Raw genomic sequence first — 26,361 nt, forward strand, 5'->3', positions numbered from 1 at the left:
GGGCGCCGACCATTACGAACAGCAATACCGTGACCGGGTCATCAAGCAGCTGCATCGGCGTGCCGCACAATTTGGCTATGCACTCCAACCACAGGAGGCACCGGCGTAGAGGTGAGTTTCTTAGGAAAGCCGCACGGTACTTTGCCAGGGAGCCCGAGTAAAGTACCGGTTCATGAACGAGCATCGGCACGAGTTTTCGCTTGTGCTTATGTGCCGCATTTTGAAAGTGGCCAGAGCCGGGTTTTATCAATGGCTGCACCAGCCGATATCGGAGCGAGCGAAGGAAGATGCTCGCCTAGTCGAGGCAATCCGGCATTCGTATTCGGCAAGCGGCGGTGTCTACGGCGCCAACCGCGTCTTTGGCGATCTGCGAGAAGCCGGCGAGACTTGCGGGCGTAATCGTGTAGCGCGGCTCATGCAGGTCAATAAGATCAAGGCTGTACGCGGCTATAAAGCGCCCAGAAGGATTGCTGGCCGGCCTTCGATCATTGCTCCGAATCGGCTGAATCGAGAATTTACCGTCGATGCGCCTGATCAGGCTTGGGTCACTGACACTACCTACATTAGAACTTGGCAGGGCTGGCTTTATCTGGCCGTCGTGGTCGACCTTTTTGCGCGCAAAGTCGTTAGCTGGTCGATAAAGCCGACATTGTCGCGCGAGCTGGCTATCGACGCCTTACTAATGGCGGTTTGGCGCCGCAAGCCAAAGAAGCCAGTACTGGTACATTCCGATCAAGGCAGCCAATATGGAAGCGACGACTGGCGCCGCTTCTGCAAGGTCAACAACATCGAACCGAGCATGAGTCGACGCGGTAACTGCTGGGATAATGCTGTAGCGGAATCGTTCTTCAGCAGTTTGAAAAAGGAGCGCATTCGCAAGCGCATCTACAAAACCCGGGACTTGGCCCGGGCCGATATCTTCGACTACATCGAAGTCTTTTACAATCGAACCAGGCGCCACAGCCATCTGGGCGGTGTCAGCCCCGAGGCCTTCGAGCGCGCCTCAGCGTGAGGTCAAGATTTGTCTACTGAACCGGGGGAAGTCCAGTATGCCGGCGTTGTCGATCAAGACGATTCGTGGAACCTCGTGCGCTTGAGCCGCGACCTGATCGAAGAACGCGATCACATCCTCACGTGTCGTTGGTCGCTGTTGCTTAGTCCAGGTCAACGAGCCATCGTGGCGCAACGCGCCAAGCACGTTCACGCGCTGCCGGTGCGCGAGCGGTTCGACGGCTCGGGTCTGGCCGATTTTCCCCCATCCGTACTGCACCGGCGGATTCGGACTGAAACCTGACTCGTCGAAGTACAGCAGTTCGCACTGTTGTTCGTGGTCGAGCCGGGACAGTGCAGCGATCACTTTGCTGGCGTGCTCGAACGCCTCTTGATTTCGCTTTTTTTTAAACTGTAGCGATAGCGCTTGTACGTGAAATCCATCTCCTTGAGGTACCGCTTGGCCGTATTTTCGCTGATCGGCACCTGGCCTTGAATCTGCCCGACCTGGCGCAGCAGTGCACCCACAGTACCACCTTCGGAAACCGCCAATTCACCGAAAGCCTGCTGTTGCTGAGCTGTCCACTTTCTCGGTCGACCGGTATGACGTCCCTCGTACAACCCGGCCAAGCCAAGCTTGCTCCACCGTTGCCGCCACTGCTCGACGCTGTTCAGATGCACGCCAAATTCGTCAGCAGTCTTCTGAAGAGTCAGGCCTTGGCTCAGGCGCAAAATTCCTTGGGCTCGCATTCTCGTCCTCGGATGCGGGTGGAAAACGCCCATCTCACGCAGCGTGCGCTGCTCGACCTCGCTCAACTGCAGGTGTCTCATCGCTCAACCCCTGCTGCATTGCCAATCTGACTTTGACAGCAAAAAATGGGCGACTACTTAGATCAAATTAAATTTGCTGAATACGCATTGGCTGCAAAACGAAACGGACCTCAGATGAGGTCCGCATGCTTAATATCTGGAGGCGAGGACGGGAGTCGAACCCGTCTAGACGGCTTTGCAGGCCGTTTTGCCTCATAGAAATCAAGGAGTTAGGCTAGGACCACATTTTACACCACATGAGTACGCCTCCCCTTGCTTGCCCAAGTCCCAAATTGGGACTATCATAGACGCGTGCGAATCCTATCTCTCCCTACACTTCGGACCTTCTACGAACGCCCCGAGTATGCCGACTCTAAGGAGCCGCTTCTTACTTGGCACGGCCATGTTCTCAAGGCCAAGTGGCAAACGCCAGCGGACGTCAAGGCCGACTTCGGTACCGCAAGTATCCTGAAGGATGGGCGAGTAGTCTTCAATATCGCTGGCAACAAGTATCGGCTGGTCACATCCATCAACTATCCGTACGGGATTGTTTTCGTCAAGTTCGTCGGCACGCATAAGCAGTACGGCGCTATCGATGCACAAACTATCGAGGGACATCATGGACATTAAACCTATCCGTACCGAAGTGGACTATCAAGCAGCGCTGCGCGAAGTGGAATCGCTCATGACTGCCGAGTTCGGAACGCCAGAGGGCGACCGTCTCGACGTGTTGGCCACGCTGGTCGAAGCCTATGAAGCAAAGCACTTTCCAATGGAACTCGCGGACCCGGTTGAGGCCATTAAATTTCAGATGGACCAAAAGGGCCTCACTGTGAAGGATCTCGAGCCGATGATTGGCCGGTCCAACAGGGTGTATGAGGTGCTGAACCGTGTTCGACCTCTGACACTCCCTATGATCTGGAAGCTGCACAAAGGGCTTGGCATACCTGCCGAGGCGTTAATTCAGCCGCCGAAGGGCACAGCCGCTGTATGACCGGCGTCTAGGAAAGTCGCGGCGATTCATCAGGCTATTCCGCCCTGACTCGCGCTTCTCCGCCTCCACGAAAACCGGGGCAGTTCAGGTGCTGTGAAAGCTCTGCGCCTCGCCGTGGTTCAGCCAGGCATTTATTCTTCAGGCGCCAGTTACGAAGACGTCAACCCGGTGTGCGTATGCCGAGTCATCAATGCCCCCGCTCATGACGTGCCCTTCGTATGACCGCGAGAACTTCTGTTCTTGCAGGTAGTTCATCACCGTTTGGGCGCGGCGTAATCCGATGTTAATGTTCCGCAAAGGCGAACCTGATTTGTTGGCATAGCCGACGATCAGAACCATTGGGCGCTGAGTCTTCGGAATCTTGCCTAACGCTTCCTCGAACTGGCTGTAGAGTTGCTGCCGTTCGGAGGCCGGCAAGCTCACGCCACTATCATTAAAGCCAGTCACCCTAATCTTGCCTTGCCCGCTCTTAGCGTCGAGCCGCTGGTTCACGACGTCGACCTTGTCCGACAGCTGCCTGAAGCCGTCTATTGTGTTTGCCTGCATGAGTGTCAGGGCCGCCCAAAAGGGCAATGGCTCTCCAGGCGACAAGTTTGCCTGCTTGTCCTTCTGCTTGTCCTGCGTGGCAGGAACCTTTTCGGCAAACTGTTTTTTCGCTTCCTTAGTGTCTTTCGCCAGCTCCTCAGCAGCAGCGACCACCTGTTGCGGATCTGTAGCCGCGGTCACGGTCTTGACAAATGCATCGACCTTGTTCTTCAAGGCCCTCTGACCTGTTATGGCGGTCATGATGACCTCGGCCCGGTCCGCGGCAGGTATAAGGGAAATTACTTCCGGATCGGTTGCTCGGCAGAATTCCAGCCGCCCCTGTTCTGCGAGCGAAGCCGCCTCACTGAGCTTTTGGGCTTGGGCGTGGGAGTACTCGATCGATCCAATCTTGATTGGACCGCCCGCCCATTTTCCAAGTGGGATTTCGAATCCAGCTCCCTTTAGATCGCCTGCCGGCGATTTGAAACTGGCTATACAGCCGTGGTTTTCAGTATGAGGTGGCTGGGTAGTCGCACCGGCATTCTCTCCCGAGTCTCCTCCTGGAGGGTTTGGTTTGGGCGACGTGCAGCCCGTGAGAACTAGGGCCGCAGAACAGAGCGTTGCCATGGCTAGCAGTAGTCGTTTCATGAAGTCTCCTGACGTTTGATGATCGAGATAGAGCCACGCATGGAAGCGGTTGAGTACCTGCGGCACGCCAATATCGACATAGTTGTCGTGAAATAATTATATATCGCTTAACTATACTGACGGCAATTTTTATTATTTAATCAATTAAAAAAGCAACATTTTGGTTACTGAAAGCGTCCTGTTCTCACCCTTGACCGAAGAGTATATTCATCGCCGAAGTCGTGGGGAAGGTTTGACGTTAATCAATTTGCGCGAAAGCCAACCAACGACACGTGAGGATGTGATCGCGTTCTTCGATCAGGCCGAGGCTTAAGCGCACGAGGTTCCACGAATCGTCTTGATCGACAACGCAGGCATACACAAGGGCGCACTAATCGACAAGAAGCGGCGCCAGTGGGCGAAACATGGCCTGTATCTTCACTATCTGCCGCCCTGCAGTCCAGAGCTCAATAGAATCGAGATTCTGTGGAAGCACGCCAAGCACTTCTGGCGTCGCATCGTTGCCACGAACGGCGCAGACCTGCTCGACAAGATCCAGTCCCTGATGAGCGGATTCGGCAGCAAGTTCACGATAAATTTTGAGTGACTACTTAGGCCGACCAGTACGGCCAAGATGCTGACCACAGCCAAGGTTCGAACAGGCCTTACCCAGTGCGACCGAGGGCGACGGCAGCACCTAGACCGAGACGCAGACCAACATTGAAGGATCAGAACGACAGTACTTTGTCACATGACAGGTTCCCGGCCGTGTTGTCGCGGCACGGTTGAGGGCACCGGGCGCCGGCCAAGGCTGGATGACGCTGCAACGAAAAGGGCGTTAGAGGGATTGCCTTGCGCAAGACCTGCCTAAGACGATGAATAGCTCCATTAAGCGTGGGACCAAATTGTCACCAGGGCGGCCACACCTGCGCGTACTTGAGTCGGCCTCGTGCGCTACGGGCAGCTATCGGACTAATCTGTACCAGAAAATTTTTCGAGAGAATTTACCCATCCTTCATGGATTAAGATAGCGTGATACTCAACTATGAACAGCAACAAACATGACGTCGTGGGGCACTGTTGTACCAACCGATCTTCCGCAATCACGGCTACGCCTTGATTTTGGCCTGCGCCCCGCCATCCTGGCGCTCAACGAATGGGCGGTTCCTGGCCTGGGTGGCGCATTCTTTGTACGTCAGCTCACCTGGAGCTGCCTCGGCTTGCTGCTGGCCGAGGAACTGAGCCGACCCGCGCTGGCCGCACGCATTGCTGAGTCGATCGAAGCGCTCGCGAGCTGGCTCACGATCCGGCAAGGCAGTCATGAAAAGGAGGACCGCATCCAGGGCAAGCGAAAACTCCGTGATCTCAAAGCATTGTCGTTTGCCGCAGTCAGCACTGGAAGTGCCTATGTCACCGTGCCGTTCCGACGTTCGGCGACCGCCGCATTGCCGGGCCTCGGCTTCTGCAGGAGCACCCAATTTCGTTTCAACAGTCTGCAGCTGGCACCGGTTGGCATGGCGCTCGCCAACGCGGCCTTGGTCGACGACGACGTGGCCAAGCGCTTGCGCAAATGGATTACCGACCCGGAGATGGCGCTCAAGAGCAGCAGTAACGAGTTCAAACGATCCCTGCTGCCCAACGCCGCAACAAGCGCGGAATGCCAGCTCGTGCACGACCAACTGCTCGCCGACGCAAGCCGTTCGCGTCTCATCGCCCTGCTCGCACCATATGCCATCGACCTCCCCGAGTTACAAACCGACAAAGGCAGCGCGACGTTCTTGCAACGCATCGAGGATCCCACCCAACGCGTGCGCCTCGATACGTGCTTCGCCTTTGAACGGGTGCGTACGACCGCATTACAAGCGGCGCAACAGCTAGCAAAGGCGATCAAGGCGACAGCGCAACCCTGGGCCGATTTGGCGCGCGCCCCCGAAGTACAGCGCGAATTCGCGGCGCTGCAGCGCGATTGCGGCGCACTGGCCCAACGTCTTGCCGGGCTCGTCGAGCGCCCAACCGGCGTCCAGGAATTCTGTGACGAACAACACGGCGATGTCCCGCTCGAGGCCCGTATTCGCACTCTGGCAGCGCGTCTGCCTCAAGTGTTTACGTCGCAGCCAGCCGCGCTCGGCCGTGGCATTGGCTACACCGACACCCTGGTCGCCGCCGATGCGATCGACCCGCTCGAAAGTGACATCGTACCCGCTGGCGGTGCCATCCCACGGCCACTGCTGCGCCTGAAGCGATTGCACGATGAGGCACTGAAAGGGCTTGCACATGCAGCATGAACGTCGTGACTTGGAAGCGTTGTTGACGCCACCATCAGGCCAATTCGGTACCCACATGCTCATGTGCGGCCTGTCCGCGGATACCGAGACGCTGGAACGCATCGTGTCCACCTTCACTGGCACCCATCCCGTCGAGCGCGCCGCCAATGGACTGTTGCGTGCGGTATTGATGCTCGACGCCTCCGCGCCGATGCTCGATCCGCTGACCGTACCCGGCATGTTGCAGCTGGCCCCCTGCGCGGCCCCGGTCTGGCGCACACGGACCTCGCTCATGCACGCGAAAGTCGCAGTGTTCGGTTTCGCGGATGAACGCTACGCGTCCCCGACCACGTTTCGCCTGATCGTCTCGACCGGCAATTGGACACGCGAGACCTGGGGCAATGGCGCGCAGATCGACATGTTCTGGTCCACCGATTGTTATATCGGTGCTGATGGTGACACGGATGTCACGGCCCTCGCGGATGTGGTGGCGGCGCTGAATTTCTTCGATCGCTTGATGAGTGGCCTCTATCCAAACAGCAGCGGATTTCTGGCCACGCAGCCTCTGGCAATGGGATGGCTCGCCGATTGGCGTGCCACGCTGGGCCGGCCACCCCGCAACAGCACGCCCCGCTTCGTCCACAGCCTGGATAAATCGCTGTTTACGCAGATCCAGCAGCGGTTCCCCGCGGCGGGTGTCAGCAAGTTGGTCGCCGGCTCCGGATTCTGGGAACAGGCCGAGGGGAATACGCAGGACAAACCCGATGTGCTGAAACGACTCGATGAATTGGATGTGCGTGGCCCGCGCTACCTGGTCGCGAATCCGACGCAGGCAGGCGCACTGGCTGCGTGGTTCGCCGCGCATCCGAAGGCGGCCCGCACCGGCCAGATCGGTGGCTGGACCTTGTGTGCGCCGGTCGACCCGCTCCAGCAAGGAGCGAGCATTGGCCGCACGTTCCTGCACGCCAAGTACATTGCCGGTCTCGCGCGCGTAACGTCGGACAGTCCGCACAAAGGCACGCTCACTTTCCTGTACCTGGGCTCGGGCAATCTGTCGCGCGCTGGCCTGCTATCCAAGGCCGCCCTGGATCGCGCGGCCAGCGCGCGTTCGCCAGCCGGCAATGTCGAGGCGGGCGTGACGTTCACGGGCAAGGAAGAAGTGACGCGCGTCTGGCACGTGCTGGCTTGCGGCGATGTACTGCCGGCGAAAGCCATCGCCACCATGGAGCCGGGTGCCGTCGAGCCGATCCTCGTACCCCGCGATCCGCCCCCGGTGCTGTTCGCCTACGTAAAAGACGGCTTGTTGCATCTGGTACGCAGCGACAACGCGGTGGCAGCGCTGGAGATGCGGCTGGACGCGATTGGCGCCTGGCTCGCCATTGACGCTTCGGACGAAGGGGTCGCCATCACTGGCAAGGTCCCGCCCCTGCTCTGGGTACGCGTTCGCACCGCCGATACCGGAACGGGGCCGCAAGTCTACGAGGTACCCGTATTCGGCGAGGACGGCGCTTGCTGCCGGCAGTACGCGAGCGAACTCGGCATCAATGATGCCTTGGAGGCGCTGCTGGCGTTCCCGAATCCGCCTCCCGAGACGCCGGATCCAGACCCGCGGCAGCCAGGGCAGCCTGTGACGCCTGCGGCGAGCGGGGCCTGTCGCTATCCACTCAAAGTTTTGGCGGCGCTGATCGAAGCGATCGGTCAACGTAATTCGATCATCCGGGAGGCGCAGTTCCCAGCTTGGTTGAGCCAGCTTCGTTACCTGCTGCTCGAGCAAGTCGCGCCGACTGACCGCGAAGCGATCCGGCGCGCCGGCATCAATCTATTCCCGGCGCTGCTGCAACCCGGATTTGCGCCGCCATGGCTGCACGCGCACCCTCACCTCGAAGTGGCATACAACAACCTCATGCGCGAACTCGAATGCGCATGGACGATCCCTGCCGCCATATGCGCAGCCCAAGGAGAAGGCAATGAATAAAAAACTCGACTGGGCTCACGTCTGGACCCGCCTGCGCGAGCTGGCATCGCACCCGGACCTGTGGCGCGCCGACCAGGACCGCTCGCTCGCCTGGATCGCGACCCAACTGGAGACGCTGCCGGGCGTCTTGGTGGCCGACGAGGTTGGCCTTGGCAAGACGCGTCTTGCCATCGCCCTTGCCGTCTGCGTCATCGCGTCTGGCGGTCGTGTCGCCATCCTGATTCCTCCAGGCCTGACCTATCAATGGCGTGATGAGGAACTGGATGGGTTCTGGAAGCAGATTACCAAGCTCGGACTGGCCTGGATACCCAAGGACATCAAAACCAAGGTCTTGCGCACCTATCCGGACCTGTTCGCCAATGGCGCACATGCATCAACGTACCCGCTTTCGAGCCACGCCCGGCTGCTGTTCATTTCGCATCGTTTCGGTCTGCCGCAGCGGCTGACGTCAACGACCAACGATGAACTGTGGGGCTTGCCCTTCGCCCTCAAGCGCAAGCTGGTCAAGAGCGGAAAACAAGCTTATGGGGCCGGCAAACTCGTCCTGTCCGACGGTCAGAGCACCGCCGTCGACTGGCTGGCGACAAACATGCCTGCCACGTTACGGGAACGCGTGACCAATGGCGCCTTGACCAAGGTGTCGACGGCGACGTTCGACGACCCGGAAGCCCAGCAACTGTTCCGCAACCTGGTCGGAGAGTTGGTCGGCGATGTCGACCTGATGATCATCGACGAAGCGCACAAAAGCCGCGCCGGCACCGACATGCAGACCCGCGGCGACAAACAAGCGGCTGCGCACCTGCGCTCACGCCTAACGCACTGCATAGACGACATCATCCTGCGCCCCGGCTCCGCATCCCGCAAAGCCAAGCGACTCGCGCTCACCGCCACGCCGATGGAAATAGACGCCCAACAATGGATAACGATCTTCCAACGTCTTGGATTCAAATCGGCCGACATTGCACCATTAAAAAAGACCGTGCAGGAATTTGCCGATGCCGTCAAGGCCTTGCGGATAGGAAGCGCCGACGAATTGACCCGGCTGTCGGCGGCCGGCGCGACCTTTCAACAAGCGCTGCGTCCGATCGTGACGCGGCGTGTCTGGCGTGACCACAAGATGGTCAAGGAGTTCAGCGCCCATGCGGCGCGCCCCGACGTCGCGCATCCTCACCGGCAGACGGTCGCCACGACCATCGCCCTTGACAGCCTGTACCCGAGTGAGCGTACTCAGCTCGCCTACGCGGAAGCACTCGCGGCGGCGTCGCGCGGTATCGAGACGACGAACGCGACCCGGACCGCTGGTTCGCGCCATGCGCAAGCTCTCCCACTAATCTCGGAGCAAGTGGTCGGGGAGATGCCCGTGGCGCCGCCCACTGCAGACAGGGATGCTGCCGAACGTGCCAAGCGACAACGGCAGGCGTACTGGCTGCAAGCATTGGCGGACCAGTCCCGCGCCTTGGGTCGCGTAGCCGAACAGCCGCAGTGGTCCCTGCAATGGCACCCCAAGGTACGTCACGCGATCGAACTGATCGAAGGACTGGTCACGCAAGACAAGAAAGTGCTCGTGTTCGCCGAGTTCCTCGCACCGATGTGGGCGCTCGACCGCGCACTCAACATCCGTCATTATCTGCGCGAAGTACAGGCCGGCAAGCCGGTACCTCTGCCAACGAAAATCAAGGCGGATGACCCTGACTTGCTGCGCTGGCTTGCGGACTCCAGCTTTGGCTTCACGCCGAGCGCCATCGCGTCTTTCGAGGAGAACGCGAACATTTTGGCCAGGCGCTACACGAACGAGCGCGCCGCACTGCGTGATGCATGCCAGCACGCGGTCACGGTGTTCTTCGAACAGCAGCACGAGCGCGCCAAGATCAGCAGCAAATCCATCGAGACGCTTGTCACGTGGCTCGTCCAACAGCTCAGTGTGGACGATCAGCTCGTTTCGGTCGCCACAAGTCGGCGCGAACGGATCCAGGACAGCGTGGATAACCTGCTGCGCACGCTGCGGGACGCCGATCCGGCGGGTCAGACCGATGCCGACGAGGTACGCGCCGGTCGCCGCTTCGATTGGGAAGCGGTCATCCGGGACCAGGAAGAGGACCTTGAAAAAGACCAGCATGGCCACTACGTGTTTCGCATGAGCCCCTTTTCGCAGCGCCTGTACGGCGATATCAAGCCCTCCACCAGGCGCGTACGCCAAAGCGCGTTCAACAACGCAAAGTTGAATCCAAAGGTATTGATCGGACAGTCCGACGTCGCCAGCGAAGGTTTGAATCTACACCGCGCCTGTCGCGCCGTCGTGTTGTTCCACCTGGACTGGAACCCGGGACGCATCGAGCAACAAATCGGCCGTGTCGACCGCCAGGACAGCGCCTGGATGCAAGCCTTCGAGGCGTGGCGAGACCGCGATGGCGCACGCGGTGATGCGCCCTACATCGACGTGCACACGATCGCGCTTGAAGGCACATACGACGCGTTTCGAACGGAAGTCGTAAACGAACGGACGAAGGTACTACGATCCCAACTGTTCGGAGAGATTTTGCCAGCCGAACAGTTGCAACGCTTGCCCCTCGAGGCTCAGGCCGCAATCGGCCACATTCACATCGACTTTCGACCATAACAATCTGTAGCCGCTGGTCCCCGCTTCAGCAGTTGCCCGGTGCTGCCTCGTTTCACCGTTCTTCTCCGGCTCCTGGCCGCGACGCCATCGATGCACAAGCTATCGAGAGACATTATGGACATTAGACCGATCCGCACTGAAGAAGACTATCAAGCAGCGCTGCGCGAGGTGGAATCGCTCATGGCTGCCGAGTTTGGAACGCCGGAAGGCGATCGGCCGGATGTACTTGCCACGCTGGTCGAAGCCTATGAGGCAAAACACTCTCCGATGGAGGTAGCAGATCCGGTCGAAGCCATCAAATTCCAGATGGATCAGAAAGGCCTGACCGTCAAGGATCTGGAGCGATGATTGGCCGATCGAACATGGCGTACGAGGTGCTGAACCGTATTCGTCCTCTGACACTTCCCATGATCTGAAAGCTGCACAAGGGGTGGGCTGCTGCCGAGCCTGTAAACACTAAATTTAGGCGTACCGAGGCGCAGCTTATAAAGCTGCGCTGTCGATGACAAGCGATGAGATATTCGAACCGCTCCGACGGCGGTAGCGTACCGCTGACGTAGATCAGCGCCAAGGCGCTGATCTACCGATATGCTGGAGGCGAGGATGGGAGTCGAACCCATCTACACGGCTTTGCAGGCCGCTGCATAACCGCTTTGCTACCTCGCCCGAGGTGTTTGACGATGCTGACGTGGCGGGTTATCGAACCACATCGGCACGGGAAGGAGCTTCCCTGAATTCTGGAGCGGGAGAAGAGTCTCGAACTCTCGACCTCAACCTTGGCAAGGTTGCGCTCTACCAACTGAGCTACTCCCGCTGAGGAGTGACCTATTCACCAGTACAACCTGGAGCGGGAGAAGAGTCTCGAACTCTCGACCTCAACCTTGGCAAGGTTGCGCTCTACCAACTGAGCTACTCCCGCATGGAGTCCTGCAATGTCTGCCCCAGCATCGACTTGCGTCGACTGGAGCGGGAGAAGAGTCTCGAACTCTCGACCTCAACCTTGGCAAGGTTGCGCTCTACCAACTGAGCTACTCCCGCGTCGCTAGGACTGTCGATTATCTCAGATTTTTGACGACTTTCCAAGACAACCTGTTTGTTTCGTACCGCTTGCAAACGCTGGAGCGGGAGAAGAGTCTCGAACTCTCGACCTCAACCTTGGCAAGGTTGCGCTCTACCAACTGAGCTACTCCCGCTTCGTTTCGTTTGCTGCAATGTCTCGCAACAGGCAGGCATTATAGAGATGCTGAGCTATGTGTCAAGGATGACTTGTCATCAATCTATAAAGTTCCCGATCTTTCCTTGATGAGCGGCCAGGCTTTGCGCAGGTAATAGAACATCGACCAGACCGTCAGCACCCCCGCGATCCACAACAGGGCCTCGCCCGCCATGTGCGTCTGGAAGCCGTCCAGCACGGGATCGTGGAACAGCAGCATCGGGATCGCGACCATCTGCGCGGCCGTCTTGATCTTGCCCAGCGAGCTCACGGCGACCGACTTGCGCGCGCCGATCTCGGCCATCCATTCGCGCAGCGCCGAGATGGTGATCTCGCGGCCGATGATGATGAACGCGATCACGGCGTCGACCCGCTGCAGCTGCACCAGCACCAGCAGCGCGCCGGCCACCATCAGCTTGTCGGCGACCGGGTCGAGGAAGGCGCCGAAGGCCGAGGTCTGGTTCCAGCGCCGCGCCAGGTAGCCGTCGAACCAGTCGGTGACGGCGGCGACGATGAACACCAGCGTGGCGGCCAGGTTCTGCTCGGCCACCGGCAGGAAGTGCGGCGGCAGGTAATACACCCCGACGACCAGCGGGATCAGCGCGACCCGCAGCCAGGTCAGGAGAATCGGAATATTCAAGGGCATGGGTGACTCAGGGAACGGCGGGCCTGACAAGTGGCCCGTGAAGCTTGCGTGCGCGCCTACCGCGCGCCGCTAGTCTACATGGCTCTTGCCCATTAAACCAGTTGAGCTCAGCGGTGCGGATGCGGTGCGCGAACATCGTACATATGAACGTCAACCGCATGGGCGCGTCGGCCCCGCCGGGGACGGGGCCTCAGTGCAGCTGCCGGTAGATCTCTTCCGCCAGCGTGCTCGAGATGCCCTCGACCGACATCAGATCCTCGACGCTGGCGTCGATCACGCCCTTCAGGCCGCCAAAGCGCGCCAGCAGCTTCTGGCGGCGCTTGGCCCCGATGCCCTCGATCTCTTCCAGGCGCGAGGCCTGACGCGCCTTGGCGCGCTTGGCGCGCATGCCGGTGATGGCGAAGCGGTGCGCCTCGTCGCGGATCATCGCTACCAGCATCAGCGCGGCCGATTCCTTGCCGAGTTCCTGCGGTTCGCGACCGTCGGCGAAGATCAGGGTTTCCAGGCCCACGCGCCGGCCCTCCCCCTTCGCCACGCCGACGATGCTCGACACGTCCAGGCCCAGTTCCGTGAACACCTGGCGCGCCATCTCCACCTGTCCCTTGCCACCGTCGATCAGCGCGATGTCGGGCATCACGCCGTCGCCGCCCGCCACCTTCTCGTAGCGGCGCATCAGCACCTGGCGCATCGCCGCGTAGTCGTCGCCCGGCGTGATGTCGTTGATGTTGTAGCGGCGGTATTCGCCGTTCTGCATCTGGTGGTGGTGGAACACCACGCACGACGCCTGCGTCGCCTCGCCGGCCGTGTGGCTGATGTCGAAGCATTCGATGCGCAGCGTTTCCAGGTCCTCGCTGTCCAGGCCCAGCACGTCGGCCAGCGCGCGCGTGCGCGACTGCTGCGAGCCCTGTTCGGACAGCAGGCGCGCCAGCGAGATCTCGGCGCCCTTCTGCGCCAGCTCCAGCCACTGGCGCCGCTGGCCCTGCGGCTGGAACACCAGGTTGATCCGGTGGCCGCACTGCTCGGTCAGCGCCACCATCAGCTCGGGCTGGTCGAACTCGATGTTCAGGATGAGCGTGCCCGGCACGAACTTGTCGCCGTAGTGCTGGGCCAGGAAGGCGGCCAGCACGTCGACCTCGATGGGCGTGTCTTCCAGCGTCTCGCCGATCGCCTCGGCCACGTGGCTCGGGAAATAGGCGCGGTCGCCCAGGTGGCGTCCGCCGCGTACCATCGCCAGGTTGACGCAGGCGCGGCCGCCCTGCACCACCACGGCGATGACGTCGACGTCGGCGTCCGACGTCGTCTCCATGCTCTGCTGGTGCAGCACGCGCGACAGCGCCTGGATCTGGTTGCGCACGGCGGCGGCCTGCTCGAACAGCAGGTTTTCCGCATAGCCCACCATCTTCTGCTGCAGCTCTTCCAGCACCTCGGTCTGGCGGCCGCGCAGGAACTTCGCCGCATTGTCGACGTCGCGCCTGTAGTCTTCCCTCGCGACCAGGTCGACGCACGGCCCGCTGCAGCGGCCGATCTGGTGCAGCAGGCAGGGGCGCGTACGGTTGGCGAACACGCTGTCCTCGCAGGTGCGCAGCATGAACACCTTCTGCAGCAGCTGGATCGATTCCTTGACCGCCCAGGCGCTCGGGAACGGCCCGAAATACTGGCTCTTCTTGTCCAGGGCGCCGCGGTAGTAGGCCATGCGCGGGTAGTCGCCGTTGCTCAGCTTCAGGTACGGGTACGATTTATCGTCGCGGAACAGGATGTTGTAGCGCGGCTTGAGCGTCTTGATCAGGTTGTTTTCCAGGATCAGCGCCTCGGCCTCGCTGTGCGTCACCGTCGTCTCCAGGCGCGCGATCTGGCCCACCATCATCGCGATGCGCGGGCTCGACAGGGTCTTCTGGAAATAGCTCGACACGCGCTTTTTCAGGTTGCGCGCCTTGCCGACGTACAGGACCTTGTCCTCGCCGTCGAAATAGCGGTAGACGCCCGGCAGGTCCGGCAACTTGGCGACGGTCGCCAATACCTGTTCGCGCGCTTCCGGGGTCGGGCGCGCGGGAGATTCCGCATCCTTCGTCATCGTGGCGATCAATTCCTCTTTCATGGCTTGCCAGGCATCGGGGCGGGCGCGTGGCGCCGGCGGCCCGGCCGCGGCGGTCTTGCGCGGCGTTTTCCTGCGGACTGCCGTGGCGCCGGCGTTGCCGGCGGCCTGGGTATAAGCGGCGGCGCCGGGGCCGCCGTCCTGCGCTCCGGAACCGTCCGGGGCGGCTGCTTCGTCGTTCTTCACTGCCGTTCCTGTTTGCGTCGCGACGACGCGCGGTGCGCACGGGCGCGCACCCTACGAAGGTTTATGGGGCTTCCGCCTCCGGCGCCTGGGTGACGACGACGAAGGCGACGCCATAGTCGGCCTCGTCGCTGATCGTCACCTGGGCGCTCAGCCGGTGCGTCCGCATGAATGCCTCGAGCGCGCCGCTGCAGACGATGACCGGCTTGCCGCTCGGGGCGTTGAGCATCTGCGCCGAGCGCCAGGTCATGGGCATGCGCATGCCCAGCCCGACGGCTTTCGAGAACGCCTCCTTGGCCGAGAACCGCGTGGCCAGGAAGCGCAGCCCGCGCACCGGGTGCTTGGCGCGGCGGGCGTGGAACTTGACGAGCTCCTCGGGACCGAGGATCTTTTCCGCGAAGCGGTCGCCGTGGCGCGCGAGGGCCGCCTCGACGCGCGATATCTGCACGATGTCGGTACCGATTCCGTAGATCATGGCGGCTCCCGGCTCAGGTTTCCGGCTGCGGATGGCCCAGCGACACGCCCAGGCGCGCATCGACCATGATCGCCTTCATCTCGCGGATCGCATGCTCCCAGCCGACGAACAGCGCGTGCGCGACGATCGCGTGGCCGATGTTCAGTTCGTGGATGTCCTGGATCGCCGCGATCGGCTGGACGTTGGTGTAGTGCAGGCCGTGGCCGGCGTTCACGCGCAGGCCGTGCCGCACGCCGGCGCGCACGCCCAGCGCGATGCGTTCGAGTTCGCGCGCCACCTCGTCCTTGTGCTCGGCCTCGGCGTAGCGGCCCGTGTGCAGCTCGATCACCGGCGCGCCGACGGCGGCCGCGCAGGCGATCTGCGCCTCGTCGGCGTCGATGAACAGCGAAACGCGGATGCCTTCGCCCTGCAGCTGGCGGATCGCGGCTTCCACTTCCTTCTGGTAGCGGATCACGTCCAGGCCGCCCTCGGTGGTGACTTCCTCGCGCCGCTCGGGCACCAGGCAGACGTCCTGCGGCTTGACCAGGCAGGCGAAGTCGATCATCTCCTGCGTCACGGCGGCCTCGAGGTTCATGCGCGTGACCAGTTGCGGGCGGATGGCGATCACGTCGGCATCCTTGATGTGGCGGCGGTCTTCGCGCAGGTGCAGCGTGATCAGGTCGGCGCCGGCCTGCTCGGCCAGCAGCGCGGCGCGCAGCGGGTCCGGGTAGACGGTGCCGCGCGCGTTGCGCACGGTGGCGATGTGGTCGATGTTCACGCCCAGGTCGATGACGGGGCCGGCGGGTTGCAGGAAGCTCATGGTCGGTATTTTTCTTAAAGCTGCATCAGGTCGATCAAAATCTGGCGCGTGTTCAGCGGCGCGCCGCCAAGGTGGTGGGCCAGCAGGAAGCGCATCAGCTGCTTGCTCTGGGCCTGGGTCTGCGGGTCGGCGTAGTCCTCGCGTTCCATGTCCATCAGGGTCTGGCCCGAGACGACGGGCCAGGACTCGACGGCCGCCGCGGTGCGCGCGCCGCGTTCGGGGTCCACCACGTACATGCCATCCGGCTGCACCGGCGCGCGCGAGGCGCTGCAGCGCGTGAGATCGGCGGCCACCCCGGTCTCCTTAAGTAGGGCCCGTTCGAATTTTCGCAAGGCGATTTGCGCGGGCTCGCCGTGCGCCAGCTCGTTCAGCGTGGAGACGTAGTGGTTGAACAGGGCCGGATGCGCGTCGTCGCGCGCCAGCAGTTTCACCAGCAGTTCGTTCAGGTAGAAGCCGCACAGCAGCGCGGTCTTTTCGATGGGCAGCATGCCGCCGACCCATTCGGCGTCGATCAGTGTGCGCAGCTCCGACTTGCCGGAAAAGGAGATCGACAGCGGCTGGAAGGTCTGCAGCACCCCGCGCAGTTTCGACAGCGGCCGCTTGGCGCCCTTCGCCACCACGCCGATCCGGCCGTGGTCGCGCGTGAACATGTCGACGATGAGGCTGGTTTCCTTGTAGGGATAGCTGTGCAACACGAACGCCGGCTGACCGAGGACGCGGCCCTCGCGGACCGGCGCGCGGCGCCTGGCGGGCGTGCTGGGAGTGGACGGGGCGTCCTGGTCGAAGTCGATGGTGTCGTCGTCGCGGGTGGGCATGCGCAATGATAACCCGGGTGGGTGGGGGCTGCTCGGGGAACCTGCACCGTCGCCCCTGCCTGCGCCGGGGCGACGGGGCGTTATTCGTAGCCGTAGGCGCGCAACCCCGCTTCGTTGTCGGCCCAGCCCGACTTGACCTTGACCCAGATTTCCAGGTACACCGGCCCGTCGAACAGCTTTTCCATGTCCAGGCGCGACTGGGTGGAAATCTCCTTCAGGCGCGCGCCCTTGTTACCGATGATCATGGCCTTGTGGGTATCGCGCTCGACCAGGATGGCGGCGAAGATGCGGCGCAGGTTGCCTTCCTGCTGGAACTGCTCGATCAGCACGGTGGACGTGTACGGCAGCTCGTCGCCCAGCAGGCGGAACACTTTTTCGCGGACGATCTCGGCGGCGAGGAATTTCTCGCTGCGGTCGGTGATGTCGTCCGGGCCGAAGATCGGCGGATTTTCCGGCAGGTGGCGGCGGATCTCGCCTTCCAGCGCATCGACCTGGAAGCGCAGCTTGGCCGATACCGGCACCACGGCCGTGAAGTCGCGCAGGCCGGCGACCTTGGCCGCGAACGGCATCAGCTCGGCCTTGTCCTTCATGCGGTCGGACTTGTTGATCACCAGGATCACCGGGACGTTCTTCGGCAACAGGTCGAGCACCTGCTGGTCGGCCGGGCCGAACGTGCCGGCCTCGACCAGGAACAGGATCACGTCGGACGCCGTCAGCGTGTTCGACACGGTCTTGTTCAGGGTCTTGTTCAGCGCGTTCGCATGGCGGGTCTGGAAGCCCGGCGTGTCGACGTAGATGAACTGGGCGTCGTCGCGGGTCTGGATGCCGGTGATGCGGTGGCGCGTGGTCTGCGCCTTGCGCGAGGTGATCGAGACCTTGGCCCCGATCAGCACGTTCATCAGCGTCGACTTGCCGACGTTGGGTCGGCCGACGATGGCGATATAGCCGCAGCGAAAATTCTCCGAGGTCAACGCGGCTGCGGTGGGTTCGACGGGATGCGTATCCATGGTCATTCTGTTTTCCTGCCGGATCATCCGGCGCTGCTAGGGCGGACTGGGCCGCCACGGTATCACGGCTGTCGGGACGACTGCTGCTTCGAATGGGTTTCCTCGGCCTGCATGGCGAGTTCGCCCTGCTCGGCCGTCTGGTCGGTGGCGATGCCGGCCAGCTTGAGCTGGGCCGAGCGGGGCCGGGTCTTGCGCGCGGCGGACGGGCTCTTCTGCAAGAGCTGCTCGGCCGTCTCCAGCGCCAGGCGCGCCGCCGCCTGCTCGCCGGCGCGGCGGCTGCCGCCTCGGCCGAAGACCTGGATGCCGAGCTTGGGCACCAGGCACTCGATCTCGAATTCCTGGCTGTGGGCGGCGCCGTGCGTGGCCACCACGTTATAGGTCGGCAGCGAGATCTTCTTGCTCTGCAAAAATTCCTGCAGCAGCGTCTTGGCGTCCTTGCCGAGGGTACGCGGGTCGACCGAGTCGAGCAGCGGGATGTAGAACGCGCGGATGGTGGTGCGCGCCGCATCGAATCCGCTGTCGAGGAAGATCGCGCCCAGCAGGGCCTCGAGCGTGTCGGCCAGGATCGACGGACGGCGGAAACCGCCCGACTTGAGTTCGCCTTCGCCCAGGCGCAGGAACTGCGACAGCTCGAGCTTCTGCGCGATCTCGTACAGCGTCTGCTGCTTGACGAGGTTGGCGCGCAGGCGCGACAGGTCGCCTTCGGCCAGGGCGTTGAAGCGTTCGTACAGGATGGAGGCGACGACGCAGTTCAGCACCGAGTCGCCGAGGAACTCGAGGCGCTCGTTATGCACGCTGCTGTGGCTACGGTGGGTCAGCGCCTGCTGCAGCAGGCCGGGATCCCGGAACGTGTAACCTAGGCGAGTTTGCAATAACTGAAGATTCATTGTCGTACCAATCTGTTGGGCCGGCCCGAGCCGGACGCCAACGCCCGCCCCTTCCGGCTGGATTACTGGGCCTTGGCGGCCTCTTTGGCGGCATTCGCGCCGCTCGGGTCGGTCGTGCCGGCGAAATCGAACAGCAGGCTCACGTTGCCGGCCAGCGGCACCCGCTTTTCGTAGGCAAAGCTGACCTGCACGTCCTGCTCGTCGCGGGTGATCACCAGGTCGCGCCCGCTGATCGCGCCGACGTCGTTGACGCCGGCATGGCGGTCGAAGGCCTGCTGGATCTCGCGCACCGTGCCGCCTTCGGCCTTGGCCTTGACGATCGCCGCCTTCACGGCGCGGTATTCGAGCAGCGCCGGCGTCACCTTGATGGCCACCAGCGCCAGCGCGCCCAGCACCACCAGCACGACCAGCAGCCCGGACAGCGACACGCCGCGTTCGGCGCCGAAGCGCCGGCTTCGATTACGTTCTACTGCGTTCGTCCGCATGCGCGCACCTGCTCGTCAGTGGATACCGCCGATGCGCTTGAGGTCGCTGAAGTTCATCCAGACGAACACGGCCTTGCCGACGATGTTCTTGTCCGGGACGAAGCCCCAGTAACGGCTGTCTGCGCTGTTGTCGCGGTTATCGCCCATCATGAAATAATTGCCCTCCGGTACGATACAGGTAAATTTATCGTAGGAATAGGTGCAATTCTCGTGATGGGGGAACTCCTCCACCGAACCCAGGTTGATCGGACGCGCGCCATCCATGTTCAGGATGCGGTGCGGGGCATTCGCCAGCTTTTCCAGGTACTGCTTGTGGTACACCGGACGCTCGTCGTCGAGGTAGTCGTCCATCGCTTCGTACTCGACGGGCTTGCCGTTGACGGTGAGGCGCTTGTTATCGTAGGTGATTTTATCACCGGGCACGCCGATCACGCGCTTGATGTAATCCTGGCTCATGTCCTTCGGGTACTTGAACACCATCACGTCGCCGCGCTGCGGATTGCCGACCTCGATGATCTTCTTGTTCAGCACCGGCAGGCGGATGCCGTAGTCGAACTTGTTCACCAGGATCAGGTCGCCCACCAGCAGGGTCGGCACCATCGACGAGGACGGGATCTTGAACGGCTCGAACAGGAAGGAGCGCAGGAAGAACACCAGCGCGATCACCGGGAAGAAGCTGCCCGAATACTCGACCCAGGTCGGCTGGCGCAGGATGCCCGCTTCCAGCGCCGCGCGGTTGGCGTTGTCGATCTTGATGCCGTCGGCGGCCAGCTTGGCGTTGCGCGCGTCGAACTCGGCCAGCGCCTTGTCGGCACGGGCACGGCGCTGCTTGGCCAGCACGAACACGTCCAGGCACCAGATCACGCCCGTGATCACCATCAGGACGAACAGGATCAGGGCGAAATTGCCAAGGATCAGTTGCATGCTCATTTATCTTCCACCTGGAGGATGGCCAGGAAGGCTTCCTGTGGGATCTCGACGGAACCCACCTGCTTCATGCGCTTCTTGCCGGCTTTTTGTTTTTCGAGGAGCTTCTTCTTGCGGGTGATGTCGCCGCCATAGCACTTGGCCAGCACGTTCTTGCGCATCGCCTTGACGTTCTCGCGCGAGATGATGGTCGCGCCGATCGCGGCCTGGATCGCCACGTCGAACATCTGGCGCGGGATCAGCTCGCGCATCTTGGCCGCCACCTGGCGGCCGCGGTACGGGGCGTTGGCGCGGTGCACGATGATGGCCAGCGCGTCGACCTTCTCGCTGTTGATCAGCATGTCGACCTTGACGACGTCGGCGGCGCGGTTTTCCTTGAACTCGTAGTCCATCGACGCATAGCCGCGCGAGGTCGACTTCAGGCGGTCGAAGAAGTCCAGCACGATCTCGGCCATCGGGATCTCGTACTGCAGCTTGACCTGGCGGCCGTGGTAGCTCATGTCGAGCTGCACGCCGCGCTTGCTGTTACACAGCGTCATCACCGCGCCCACGTATTCCTGCGGCATGTACAGGTTGACGTTGACGATCGGCTCGCGCACTTCGTTGATTTTCGACGGCTCCGGCATCTTCGACGGATTGTCGACGCGCACCATGGTGCCGTCGCGCATCTCGACCTCGTACACCACGGTCGGCGCCGTCGTGATCAGGTCCATGTCGAACTCGCGCTCCAGGCGTTCCTGCACGATTTCCATGTGCAGCAGGCCCAGGAAGCCGCAGCGGAAGCCGAAGCCCAGCGCCTGCGACACTTCCGGCTCGTACATCAGGGCGGCGTCGTTGAGCTTGAGCTTTTCCAGCGAGTCGCGCAGCGCGTCGTACTGGTTCGCTTCCACCGGGAACAGGCCGGCGAACACCTGCGGCTGCACTTCCTTGAAGCCCGGCAGCGGCGCCGGGGCCGGCTTGTTCGCCAGCGTGACGGTATCGCCCACCTTGGCGGCGGTCAGTTCCTTGATGCCGGCGATGATGAAGCCCACCTGGCCAGCCGACAGTTCCGGCAGCGAGACCGAGCGCGGGGTGAACACGCCGATCTGCTCGACCAGGTTGACCGACTCGGTCGCCATCAGGAGGATCTTGTCCTTCGGGCGCAGGGTGCCGTTGACCACGCGCACCAGCATGACGACGCCGACGTAGCTGTCGTACCAGGAGTCGACGATCAGCGCCTGCAGCGGCGCGTCCGGGTCGCCCTGCGGCGGCGGGACCTTGGCGATCAGGGTTTCCAGCACGTCCTCGACGCCCAGGCCGGTCTTGGCCGAGCACACGGTGGCGTCGGAAGCGTCGATGCCGATGACGTCCTCGATTTCCTTCTTGGCGTTGTCCGGGTCGGCGTGCGGCAGGTCGATCTTGTTCAGGATCGGCACGACTTCGACGCCCAGGTCGAGCGCCGTGTAGCAGTTGGCCACGGTCTGCGCTTCCACGCCCTGGCTCGCGTCGACGACCAGCAGCGCGCCTTCGCAGGCGGACAGCGAGCGCGAGACTTCGTAGCTGAAGTCGACGTGGCCCGGGGTATCGATCAGGTTCAGGTTGTAGGTCTGGCCGTCGCGCGCCTTGTACTGCAGCGCCGCGGTCTGGGCCTTGATGGTGATGCCGCGCTCGCGCTCCAGGTCCATCGAGTCGAGCACCTGCGCGTCCATCTCGCGCTCGGACAGGCCGCCGCACAGCTGGATGATGCGGTCGGCCAGCGTCGACTTGCCGTGATCGATGTGGGCGATGATGGAAAAGTTACGTATGTTTTTCATTAACAAAACTCAAAACCAAATAAGAGCGGCACGCGGCCAGGCCGGCGCGGACGATGATCGCCGCACGGCGGAATACGAAAAAAGCGCTGCGGCGGGGCCGAGCCGGCCCAGGCGAGCGCCTTGTCAGGCGAAGGGGGTCTGCCGGATCGCACCGGCGGCAACGCCCATCGCCTCCAACCCCGCATTTTACCGGATTTCAGGGCAGAAAGCCCGGAATAAGGGTGGACGCCGGCATGGCGCCGCGGGCAACGTCTCACTTTCCATGCATCAAGTATTTGCGCGCGCCGCCGTTAAGGACTCATCGGCGCCGCGTGGCGCCCTCCTCGACCGACATGCCATGATCCTGACCCGCGACCCGCAGCACTGGACCGACCTGCAGCGCCAATCCATCCACGAACGCATCCTGCCGCTGCCGGACGAGGTGCGCGACTTCGTGCGGCAGGTCAACCTGGCGAGCGGCATCGACGCCGTGCCGGCGCCCGCGCAACCGGATGCCCGCCTGCTCGCCGACCTGCGCCAGGCGCTGCGCGGCATGCCGGCGAGCGTGCTCGACCTGGTGTCGCCGCTGTTGCTGGGCATCTGCCTGGGACACGGCCTGGGCTCGTCGGGCGCCACCGACATCGTGGTCGATGCGCGCGACGGCCGCATCCTCGGCTGCATCGTCCTGCTCGACGTCGACGTGATGGCCGGCCACACCGCCAATTCCTGGGCGACCTGGAAGGAAAACCTGCCGTTCCACGGCGGCCCCGGCTTCACGCTGACCGCGGCGATCGCCGCGGCGCACGACGACACCCGCGCGCACGCCCTGCAGTTCCTGCTGCTGCACGAGTTCGGCCACGTGCTGACGGCCGACGGCGACTTCCTGCCGCGCTGGTGGGAGCCGACGCCGGACACGCAGTTCTCCTGGGATTTTTCTTACCTGGCCCTGAGCTGGACGACGAATGCGGAGGGACGCTTCGTGCCCCAGGCCAGTTCCGATTTCGACGGCCGCGGCATCGTCGATTTCTACGGGAACAACAAGCTGGACGGCGAGGCCATCGTCGTCGCCTATGCCGGCCTGGAAGGCAGCGACTTCCCCAGCCTGTACGGCGCGACCAATCCGTACGACGACTTCGCCGAATGCTTCGCCACCTATGTGCACAGCGAGCTGATGGGGCGCCCGTACACGCTGCGCATCGACCATGGCGGCGAGCCGCAGGCCTGGCTCGACAGTTTCTGGGCCAGCCCGCGCAGCGTGGCGAAGCGGGCGTTCATGGAGCGGGTGCTGGCGGCGGGTGGCGCGGTTCGGGCCATGCGCGCAGAGACCGAGTACGCCTGACCGGGTTGACGTGCCCACCCTACGGTGATGCCCGCACCGCCGCCAGGCACGCCGCCAGCGCCTCCTCGTCCAGGATGTAGTGACAGATCTCCCGGTCGCCCGGCACCGTCGCCAGCACCGGCACCAGCTCGTCGTAGCGCGCCACCAGGGCGGGGTCGGCGTCGACGTCGACCACGTCCACCTCGTACGCGACGCCCCTGCGCGCCATGGCGGCGCGCAGGGCCTCCAGCATGTCCTCGCACAGGTGGCACCAGCTGCGCGAGTACAGGGTGAAACGGACCGGCGCCGTCACTGGCGCGGCTTGATGACGATGTACTGCGACGCGCTGCCGCGGCGCACCAGCAGCGCGACCGGCTTCTTCGGATCGAGCTTCGCGACCAGGCCGTTGAACTGGGCCGCGGACGTGATCTCGACATTGCTCATCTGCAGCACCAGGTCGCCCTGGCGGATGCCGGCCGTGGAGGCGCGTCCTTCCGCGAACTCGACCATCACGCCGGCCTCGATCTTGAGCTCGCGCTTCTGCGCCGGCGTCAGGTCGGACACGTGCAGGCCCAGGGCGTTCGGCGAGCGGTCGTCGCCCTGCTTCTTGGGCGTGGCGCGGCCGGCCGCCGGCTGTTCTTCCTTGAGTTCCTCGATGGTGACGGGCAGTTCGACCTGGCTGCCGCGGCGCCACACGGTGATGCTGGCGCGGGTGCCGACGGCGGTGCCGCCGACCTGGCGCGGCAGGTCGGAACTCTTTTCGATGTCCTTGCCGTTGAACTTCAGGATGATGTCGCCGACCTTGACGCCGGCCTTCTCGGCCGGCCCGCCCGGTTCGACCATCGCGATCTCGGCGCCGCGCGCGCGGCCCAGGCCCAGGGACTCGGCGACGTCGCGCGTGACTTCGCTGATCTGCACGCCCAGGCGCCCGCGCGTGACCTTGCCGGTCTTCTTGACCTGGTCGGCGACGCGCATCACCTCGTCGATCGGCACGGCGAACGAGATGCCGTTGTAGGCGCCGGACAGCGTGGCGATCTGCGAGTTGATGCCGATGACCTCCCCGCGCATATTGATCAGGGGGCCGCCCGAGTTGCCCGGATTGACGGCGACGTCGCTCTGGATCAGCGGCAAATACTCGCCTGTATCGCGCGACTTGGCCGAGATGATGCCGGCGGTGACCGTGTTCTCGAGGTTGAACGGCGAACCGATCGCGATCACCCATTCGCCGGCGCGGATGCGGTTCGAATCGCCGATGCGCACGCTGGGCAGGCCGCGGCCCTCGACCTTGAGCAGGGCGACGTCGGTGCGGCGGTCGGCGCCCAGCACCTTGGCCTTGAACTCGCGGCGGTCGGTCAGCGTGACGGTGACTTCGTCGGCGCCCTCGACCACGTGGGCATTGGTCAGCACATAGCCGTCGTCGGAAATGATGAAGCCGGAGCCGACGCCACGCTGTACTTCCTGCTCTTCCTGCTGCGGCATGCCGCGGCGCCCGCGCGGCGCCATCTGGCCGCCGAAGAAGCGGCGCAGGAATTCCTGCATTTCCTCGTCGCCCTGCCCCTGCCCCTGGCCGAGGCGCACGCGCTCGGTGGTGCGGATGTTGACGACGGCCGGGCCGACCTTGTCGACCATGTCGGCGAAATCGGGCAGGCCGGCGACGGCCGCCTGGACGGTGGGTGCGGCAGCCTGCGCCGCCGCGGAAGACATCAGGGTCATGCCCGCAACCATGAGGGCGGACAGGATCGCGTTACCGGTTTTGCTTGTCATAGTTTTGATGAAAGAAGGGCTTGGTGTTGATATGGTAAGACAAAAACACCATATTGTCGCGCTGGCACGGACCTGCCGGGCGGCGTGGCGGCAAAGCCGAAGCGATCCGACGGGAACGGCAGCGCCGGCGGCGGATCCACCGCCCCGGCGCGGGCCGCGACACCCGCATCCCGCGGCGCCGCTCCCGGCGGGACGGGCGGGTGCCGGCGCGGCTAGCGCGGCTCGGTCGCCGCGGCGGCCGGCGCCGGCTGGGCGGCCTCGGCGCCGGCACGCCGCGTGGGCGGCGGCTCGGCGGCGAGCTGGGCCGCCAGGCGCGCGCCGAAGGCCGGCGACAATTCGGGCGCACCGCCGGCGCGCAGGACGTCGCCGATGCGGTGGAAGGTGGCCCAGGCCTGTTCGCCGGCGGGCGTGCCCAGCGCCGCCAGGGCCAGCTCGACGTCCGCCGCGGGCAGCGCGTCGTCCATCAGGGCGGAGATGAGTTCGCGGTTTTTCTTGTTCGTGTCCATCGGTTCCATCACGTCGGTCCGTGATCCTTGTCTGCAATGTCGAACAGCTGTCGCCTACCGACGTTTGTCGGCCGAGATATCGAGCAGGGGCCGCAATTTCTCGGCGATGACTTCGCGCGCCCGGAAAATCCTGCTTCGCACCGTACCGATTGGACACGCCATCACTTCGGAGATTTCTTCGTAGCTCAATCCTTCGATTTCGCGCAGGACGATGGCCGTGCGCAGTTCCAGCGGCAGCGCTTCCATCGCCGCGTTGACCGTGAAGGCGATCTGCTTGCTGGCCAAAACGGACTCGGGCGTATTAATGTCGCGCAGACTGTCCGCGTCGTCAAATCCCTCCGCGCGCTCCGCATCGGCTTCGGTCGACGTGGGCGCGCGCCGGCCCTGCGTGACGAGGAAATTCTTGGCCGTGTTGATGCCGATGCGATACAGCCAGGTGTAGAACGCGGAATCGCCGCGGAAGTGGCGCAGCGCGCGGTACGCCTTGATGAAGGTTTCCTGCACGACGTCTTCGGCCTCGGCCGGATCGTGCACGAGGCGCGACACCAGCCGCATCAGGCGACGCTGGTACTTCGCCACCAGCAGGTCGAACGCCTTCTGGTCGCCAGCCTGGACGCGCTCGACCAGCAATTGATCACACTCGCGTTCGGTTGTCACTGAACATGTCCCG

At 63.2% G+C, this 26,361-nt stretch carries 24 protein-coding genes, 5 tRNA genes and 2 pseudogenes; 9 read left to right on the forward strand and 22 right to left on the reverse strand.

Annotated elements, in window-relative coordinates; translation table 11 throughout:
* Nucleotides 1–136: 136 nt before the first annotated feature.
* Nucleotides 137–1,012, forward strand: a pseudogene (locus QZ749_RS18800) (IS3 family transposase); the annotation flags it as partial.
* Here QZ749_RS18800 and QZ749_RS18805 read toward each other — a convergent pair.
* Both QZ749_RS18805 and QZ749_RS18810 read right to left on the reverse strand, forming a co-directional pair.
* Nucleotides 1,004–1,357 (reverse strand): transposase, encoded by a 354-nt coding sequence (locus tag QZ749_RS18805; protein WP_296949828.1) that lies wholly within the window; start codon nt 1,355–1,357, stop codon nt 1,004–1,006. The pseudogene QZ749_RS18800 and the gene QZ749_RS18805 sit on opposite strands and share 9 nt — an antisense overlap.
* The gene (locus QZ749_RS18810; RefSeq protein WP_296949829.1) at nt 1,354–1,821 is read right to left on the reverse strand and encodes a helix-turn-helix domain-containing protein; all 468 of its coding nucleotides are present in this window, start codon (nt 1,819–1,821) and stop codon (nt 1,354–1,356) included. Before QZ749_RS18810 ends, QZ749_RS18805 begins: the two co-directional genes overlap by 4 nt.
* 291 nt (nt 1,822–2,112) lie before the next feature.
* On the opposite strand from QZ749_RS18810, the gene QZ749_RS18815 reads away from it, so the two are divergent.
* Both QZ749_RS18815 and QZ749_RS18820 read left to right on the forward strand, forming a co-directional pair.
* Nucleotides 2,113–2,430, forward strand: a complete 318-nt coding sequence (locus QZ749_RS18815; RefSeq protein ID WP_296949831.1) for a type II toxin-antitoxin system HigB family toxin — start codon at nt 2,113–2,115, stop codon at nt 2,428–2,430.
* Nucleotides 2,420–2,794 (forward strand): type II toxin-antitoxin system HigA family antitoxin, encoded by a 375-nt coding sequence (locus QZ749_RS18820; RefSeq protein ID WP_296949832.1) that lies wholly within the window; start codon nt 2,420–2,422, stop codon nt 2,792–2,794. The genes QZ749_RS18815 and QZ749_RS18820 overlap by 11 nt, the downstream gene beginning before the upstream one ends.
* Nucleotides 2,795–2,932: 138 nt before the next feature.
* Here the strand turns inward: QZ749_RS18820 and QZ749_RS18825 are convergent, their stop codons facing one another.
* Nucleotides 2,933–3,967, reverse strand: coding sequence for an OmpA family protein (locus tag QZ749_RS18825; protein ID WP_296949833.1), 1,035 nt, complete (start codon nt 3,965–3,967; stop codon nt 2,933–2,935).
* 337 nt (nt 3,968–4,304) lie between these two features.
* Here QZ749_RS18825 and QZ749_RS18830 point away from each other — a divergent pair, with 337 nt between their 5' ends.
* The 5 genes and pseudogenes from QZ749_RS18830 to QZ749_RS18850 all read left to right on the forward strand — a co-directional run bounded on the left by QZ749_RS18830 (nt 4,305) and on the right by QZ749_RS18850 (nt 11,218).
* Nucleotides 4,305–4,553: a transposase gene (locus tag QZ749_RS18830; RefSeq protein ID WP_296949834.1), complete on the forward strand. Its 249-nt coding sequence runs from the start codon at nt 4,305–4,307 to the stop codon at nt 4,551–4,553.
* A gap of 454 nt (nt 4,554–5,007) precedes the next feature.
* A complete protein-coding gene (locus QZ749_RS18835) occupies nt 5,008–6,231 on the forward strand; it encodes a hypothetical protein (protein ID WP_296949835.1) in 1,224 nt (407 codons plus the stop codon).
* A complete protein-coding gene (locus QZ749_RS18840; protein ID WP_296949836.1) occupies nt 6,221–8,185 on the forward strand; it encodes a hypothetical protein in 1,965 nt (654 codons plus the stop codon). The genes QZ749_RS18835 and QZ749_RS18840 overlap by 11 nt, the downstream gene beginning before the upstream one ends.
* Nucleotides 8,178–10,802: a DEAD/DEAH box helicase gene (locus QZ749_RS18845; RefSeq protein ID WP_296949837.1), complete on the forward strand. Its 2,625-nt coding sequence runs from the start codon at nt 8,178–8,180 to the stop codon at nt 10,800–10,802. The genes QZ749_RS18840 and QZ749_RS18845 overlap by 8 nt, the downstream gene beginning before the upstream one ends.
* A 114-nt stretch (nt 10,803–10,916) precedes the next feature.
* Nucleotides 10,917–11,218: pseudogene (locus tag QZ749_RS18850) on the forward strand (type II toxin-antitoxin system HigA family antitoxin).
* 176 nt (nt 11,219–11,394) lie between these two features.
* Here QZ749_RS18850 and QZ749_RS18855 read toward each other — a convergent pair.
* The 15 genes from QZ749_RS18855 to lepA all read right to left on the reverse strand — a co-directional run bounded on the left by QZ749_RS18855 (nt 11,395) and on the right by lepA (nt 22,124).
* Nucleotides 11,395–11,468 (reverse strand) — tRNA-Cys (locus QZ749_RS18855).
* 72 nt (nt 11,469–11,540) lie between these two features.
* Nucleotides 11,541–11,616, reverse strand: a tRNA-Gly gene (locus QZ749_RS18860).
* Between the two features lie 29 nt (nt 11,617–11,645).
* Nucleotides 11,646–11,721, reverse strand: a tRNA-Gly gene (locus tag QZ749_RS18865).
* Nucleotides 11,722–11,764: 43 nt separating this feature from the next.
* Nucleotides 11,765–11,840, reverse strand: a tRNA-Gly gene (locus QZ749_RS18870).
* A gap of 79 nt (nt 11,841–11,919) precedes the next feature.
* A tRNA-Gly gene (locus QZ749_RS18875) sits at nt 11,920–11,995 on the reverse strand.
* Between the two features lie 84 nt (nt 11,996–12,079).
* A complete protein-coding gene (gene pgsA / locus QZ749_RS18880; RefSeq protein WP_296949839.1) occupies nt 12,080–12,661 on the reverse strand; it encodes a CDP-diacylglycerol--glycerol-3-phosphate 3-phosphatidyltransferase in 582 nt (193 codons plus the stop codon).
* Between the two features lie 190 nt (nt 12,662–12,851).
* Complete coding sequence (gene uvrC, locus QZ749_RS18885) at nt 12,852–14,732, reverse strand: excinuclease ABC subunit UvrC (RefSeq protein ID WP_296950302.1); 1,881 nt, start codon at nt 14,730–14,732, stop codon at nt 12,852–12,854.
* Between the two features lie 268 nt (nt 14,733–15,000).
* Nucleotides 15,001–15,411: a holo-ACP synthase gene (gene acpS, locus QZ749_RS18890; protein ID WP_296949841.1), complete on the reverse strand. Its 411-nt coding sequence runs from the start codon at nt 15,409–15,411 to the stop codon at nt 15,001–15,003.
* A 13-nt stretch (nt 15,412–15,424) separates the two neighbouring features.
* Complete coding sequence (gene pdxJ, locus QZ749_RS18895; protein WP_296949843.1) at nt 15,425–16,210, reverse strand: pyridoxine 5'-phosphate synthase; 786 nt, start codon at nt 16,208–16,210, stop codon at nt 15,425–15,427.
* A gap of 14 nt (nt 16,211–16,224) precedes the next feature.
* The gene (gene recO / locus QZ749_RS18900) at nt 16,225–17,025 is read right to left on the reverse strand and encodes a DNA repair protein RecO (RefSeq protein ID WP_296949860.1); all 801 of its coding nucleotides are present in this window, start codon (nt 17,023–17,025) and stop codon (nt 16,225–16,227) included.
* A gap of 80 nt (nt 17,026–17,105) precedes the next feature.
* On the reverse strand, nt 17,106–18,032 hold the full coding sequence (gene era, locus QZ749_RS18905; RefSeq protein ID WP_296949862.1) for a GTPase Era: 927 nt from the start codon (nt 18,030–18,032) through the stop codon (nt 17,106–17,108).
* Between the two features lie 62 nt (nt 18,033–18,094).
* Nucleotides 18,095–18,919, reverse strand: a complete 825-nt coding sequence (gene rnc / locus QZ749_RS18910) for a ribonuclease III (RefSeq protein ID WP_296949863.1) — start codon at nt 18,917–18,919, stop codon at nt 18,095–18,097.
* Nucleotides 18,920–18,981: 62 nt separating this feature from the next.
* On the reverse strand, nt 18,982–19,404 hold the full coding sequence (locus QZ749_RS18915) for a DUF4845 domain-containing protein (protein ID WP_296949864.1): 423 nt from the start codon (nt 19,402–19,404) through the stop codon (nt 18,982–18,984).
* A 15-nt stretch (nt 19,405–19,419) separates the two neighbouring features.
* Nucleotides 19,420–20,334, reverse strand: coding sequence for a signal peptidase I (gene lepB, locus QZ749_RS18920; RefSeq protein ID WP_296949866.1), 915 nt, complete (start codon nt 20,332–20,334; stop codon nt 19,420–19,422).
* The gene (lepA, locus tag QZ749_RS18925) at nt 20,331–22,124 is read right to left on the reverse strand and encodes a translation elongation factor 4 (RefSeq protein ID WP_296949868.1); all 1,794 of its coding nucleotides are present in this window, start codon (nt 22,122–22,124) and stop codon (nt 20,331–20,333) included. Before lepA ends, lepB begins: the two co-directional genes overlap by 4 nt.
* Before the next feature lie 337 nt (nt 22,125–22,461).
* On the opposite strand from lepA, the gene QZ749_RS18930 reads away from it, so the two are divergent.
* A complete protein-coding gene (locus tag QZ749_RS18930; protein WP_296949871.1) occupies nt 22,462–23,442 on the forward strand; it encodes a hypothetical protein in 981 nt (326 codons plus the stop codon).
* 19 nt (nt 23,443–23,461) lie between these two features.
* Here the strand turns inward: QZ749_RS18930 and QZ749_RS18935 are convergent, their stop codons facing one another.
* The 4 genes from QZ749_RS18935 to rpoE all read right to left on the reverse strand — a co-directional run bounded on the left by QZ749_RS18935 (nt 23,462) and on the right by rpoE (nt 26,348).
* Complete coding sequence (locus tag QZ749_RS18935; protein ID WP_296949873.1) at nt 23,462–23,734, reverse strand: glutaredoxin family protein; 273 nt, start codon at nt 23,732–23,734, stop codon at nt 23,462–23,464.
* Nucleotides 23,731–25,185: a DegQ family serine endoprotease gene (locus QZ749_RS18940; protein ID WP_373896838.1), complete on the reverse strand. Its 1,455-nt coding sequence runs from the start codon at nt 25,183–25,185 to the stop codon at nt 23,731–23,733. The genes QZ749_RS18935 and QZ749_RS18940 overlap by 4 nt, the downstream gene beginning before the upstream one ends.
* A gap of 212 nt (nt 25,186–25,397) precedes the next feature.
* Nucleotides 25,398–25,700, reverse strand: a complete 303-nt coding sequence (locus QZ749_RS18945) for a sigma-E factor negative regulatory protein (protein ID WP_296949875.1) — start codon at nt 25,698–25,700, stop codon at nt 25,398–25,400.
* Between the two features lie 45 nt (nt 25,701–25,745).
* Entirely contained in the window at nt 25,746–26,348 is a 603-nt protein-coding gene (rpoE, locus tag QZ749_RS18950) for an RNA polymerase sigma factor RpoE (RefSeq protein WP_296949876.1), read from the reverse strand.
* Nucleotides 26,349–26,361: the final 13 nt, after the last annotated feature.

Source organism: uncultured Massilia sp. (genome assembly GCF_913773735.1).
Lineage (GTDB): Bacteria > Pseudomonadota > Gammaproteobacteria > Burkholderiales > Burkholderiaceae_D > Telluria.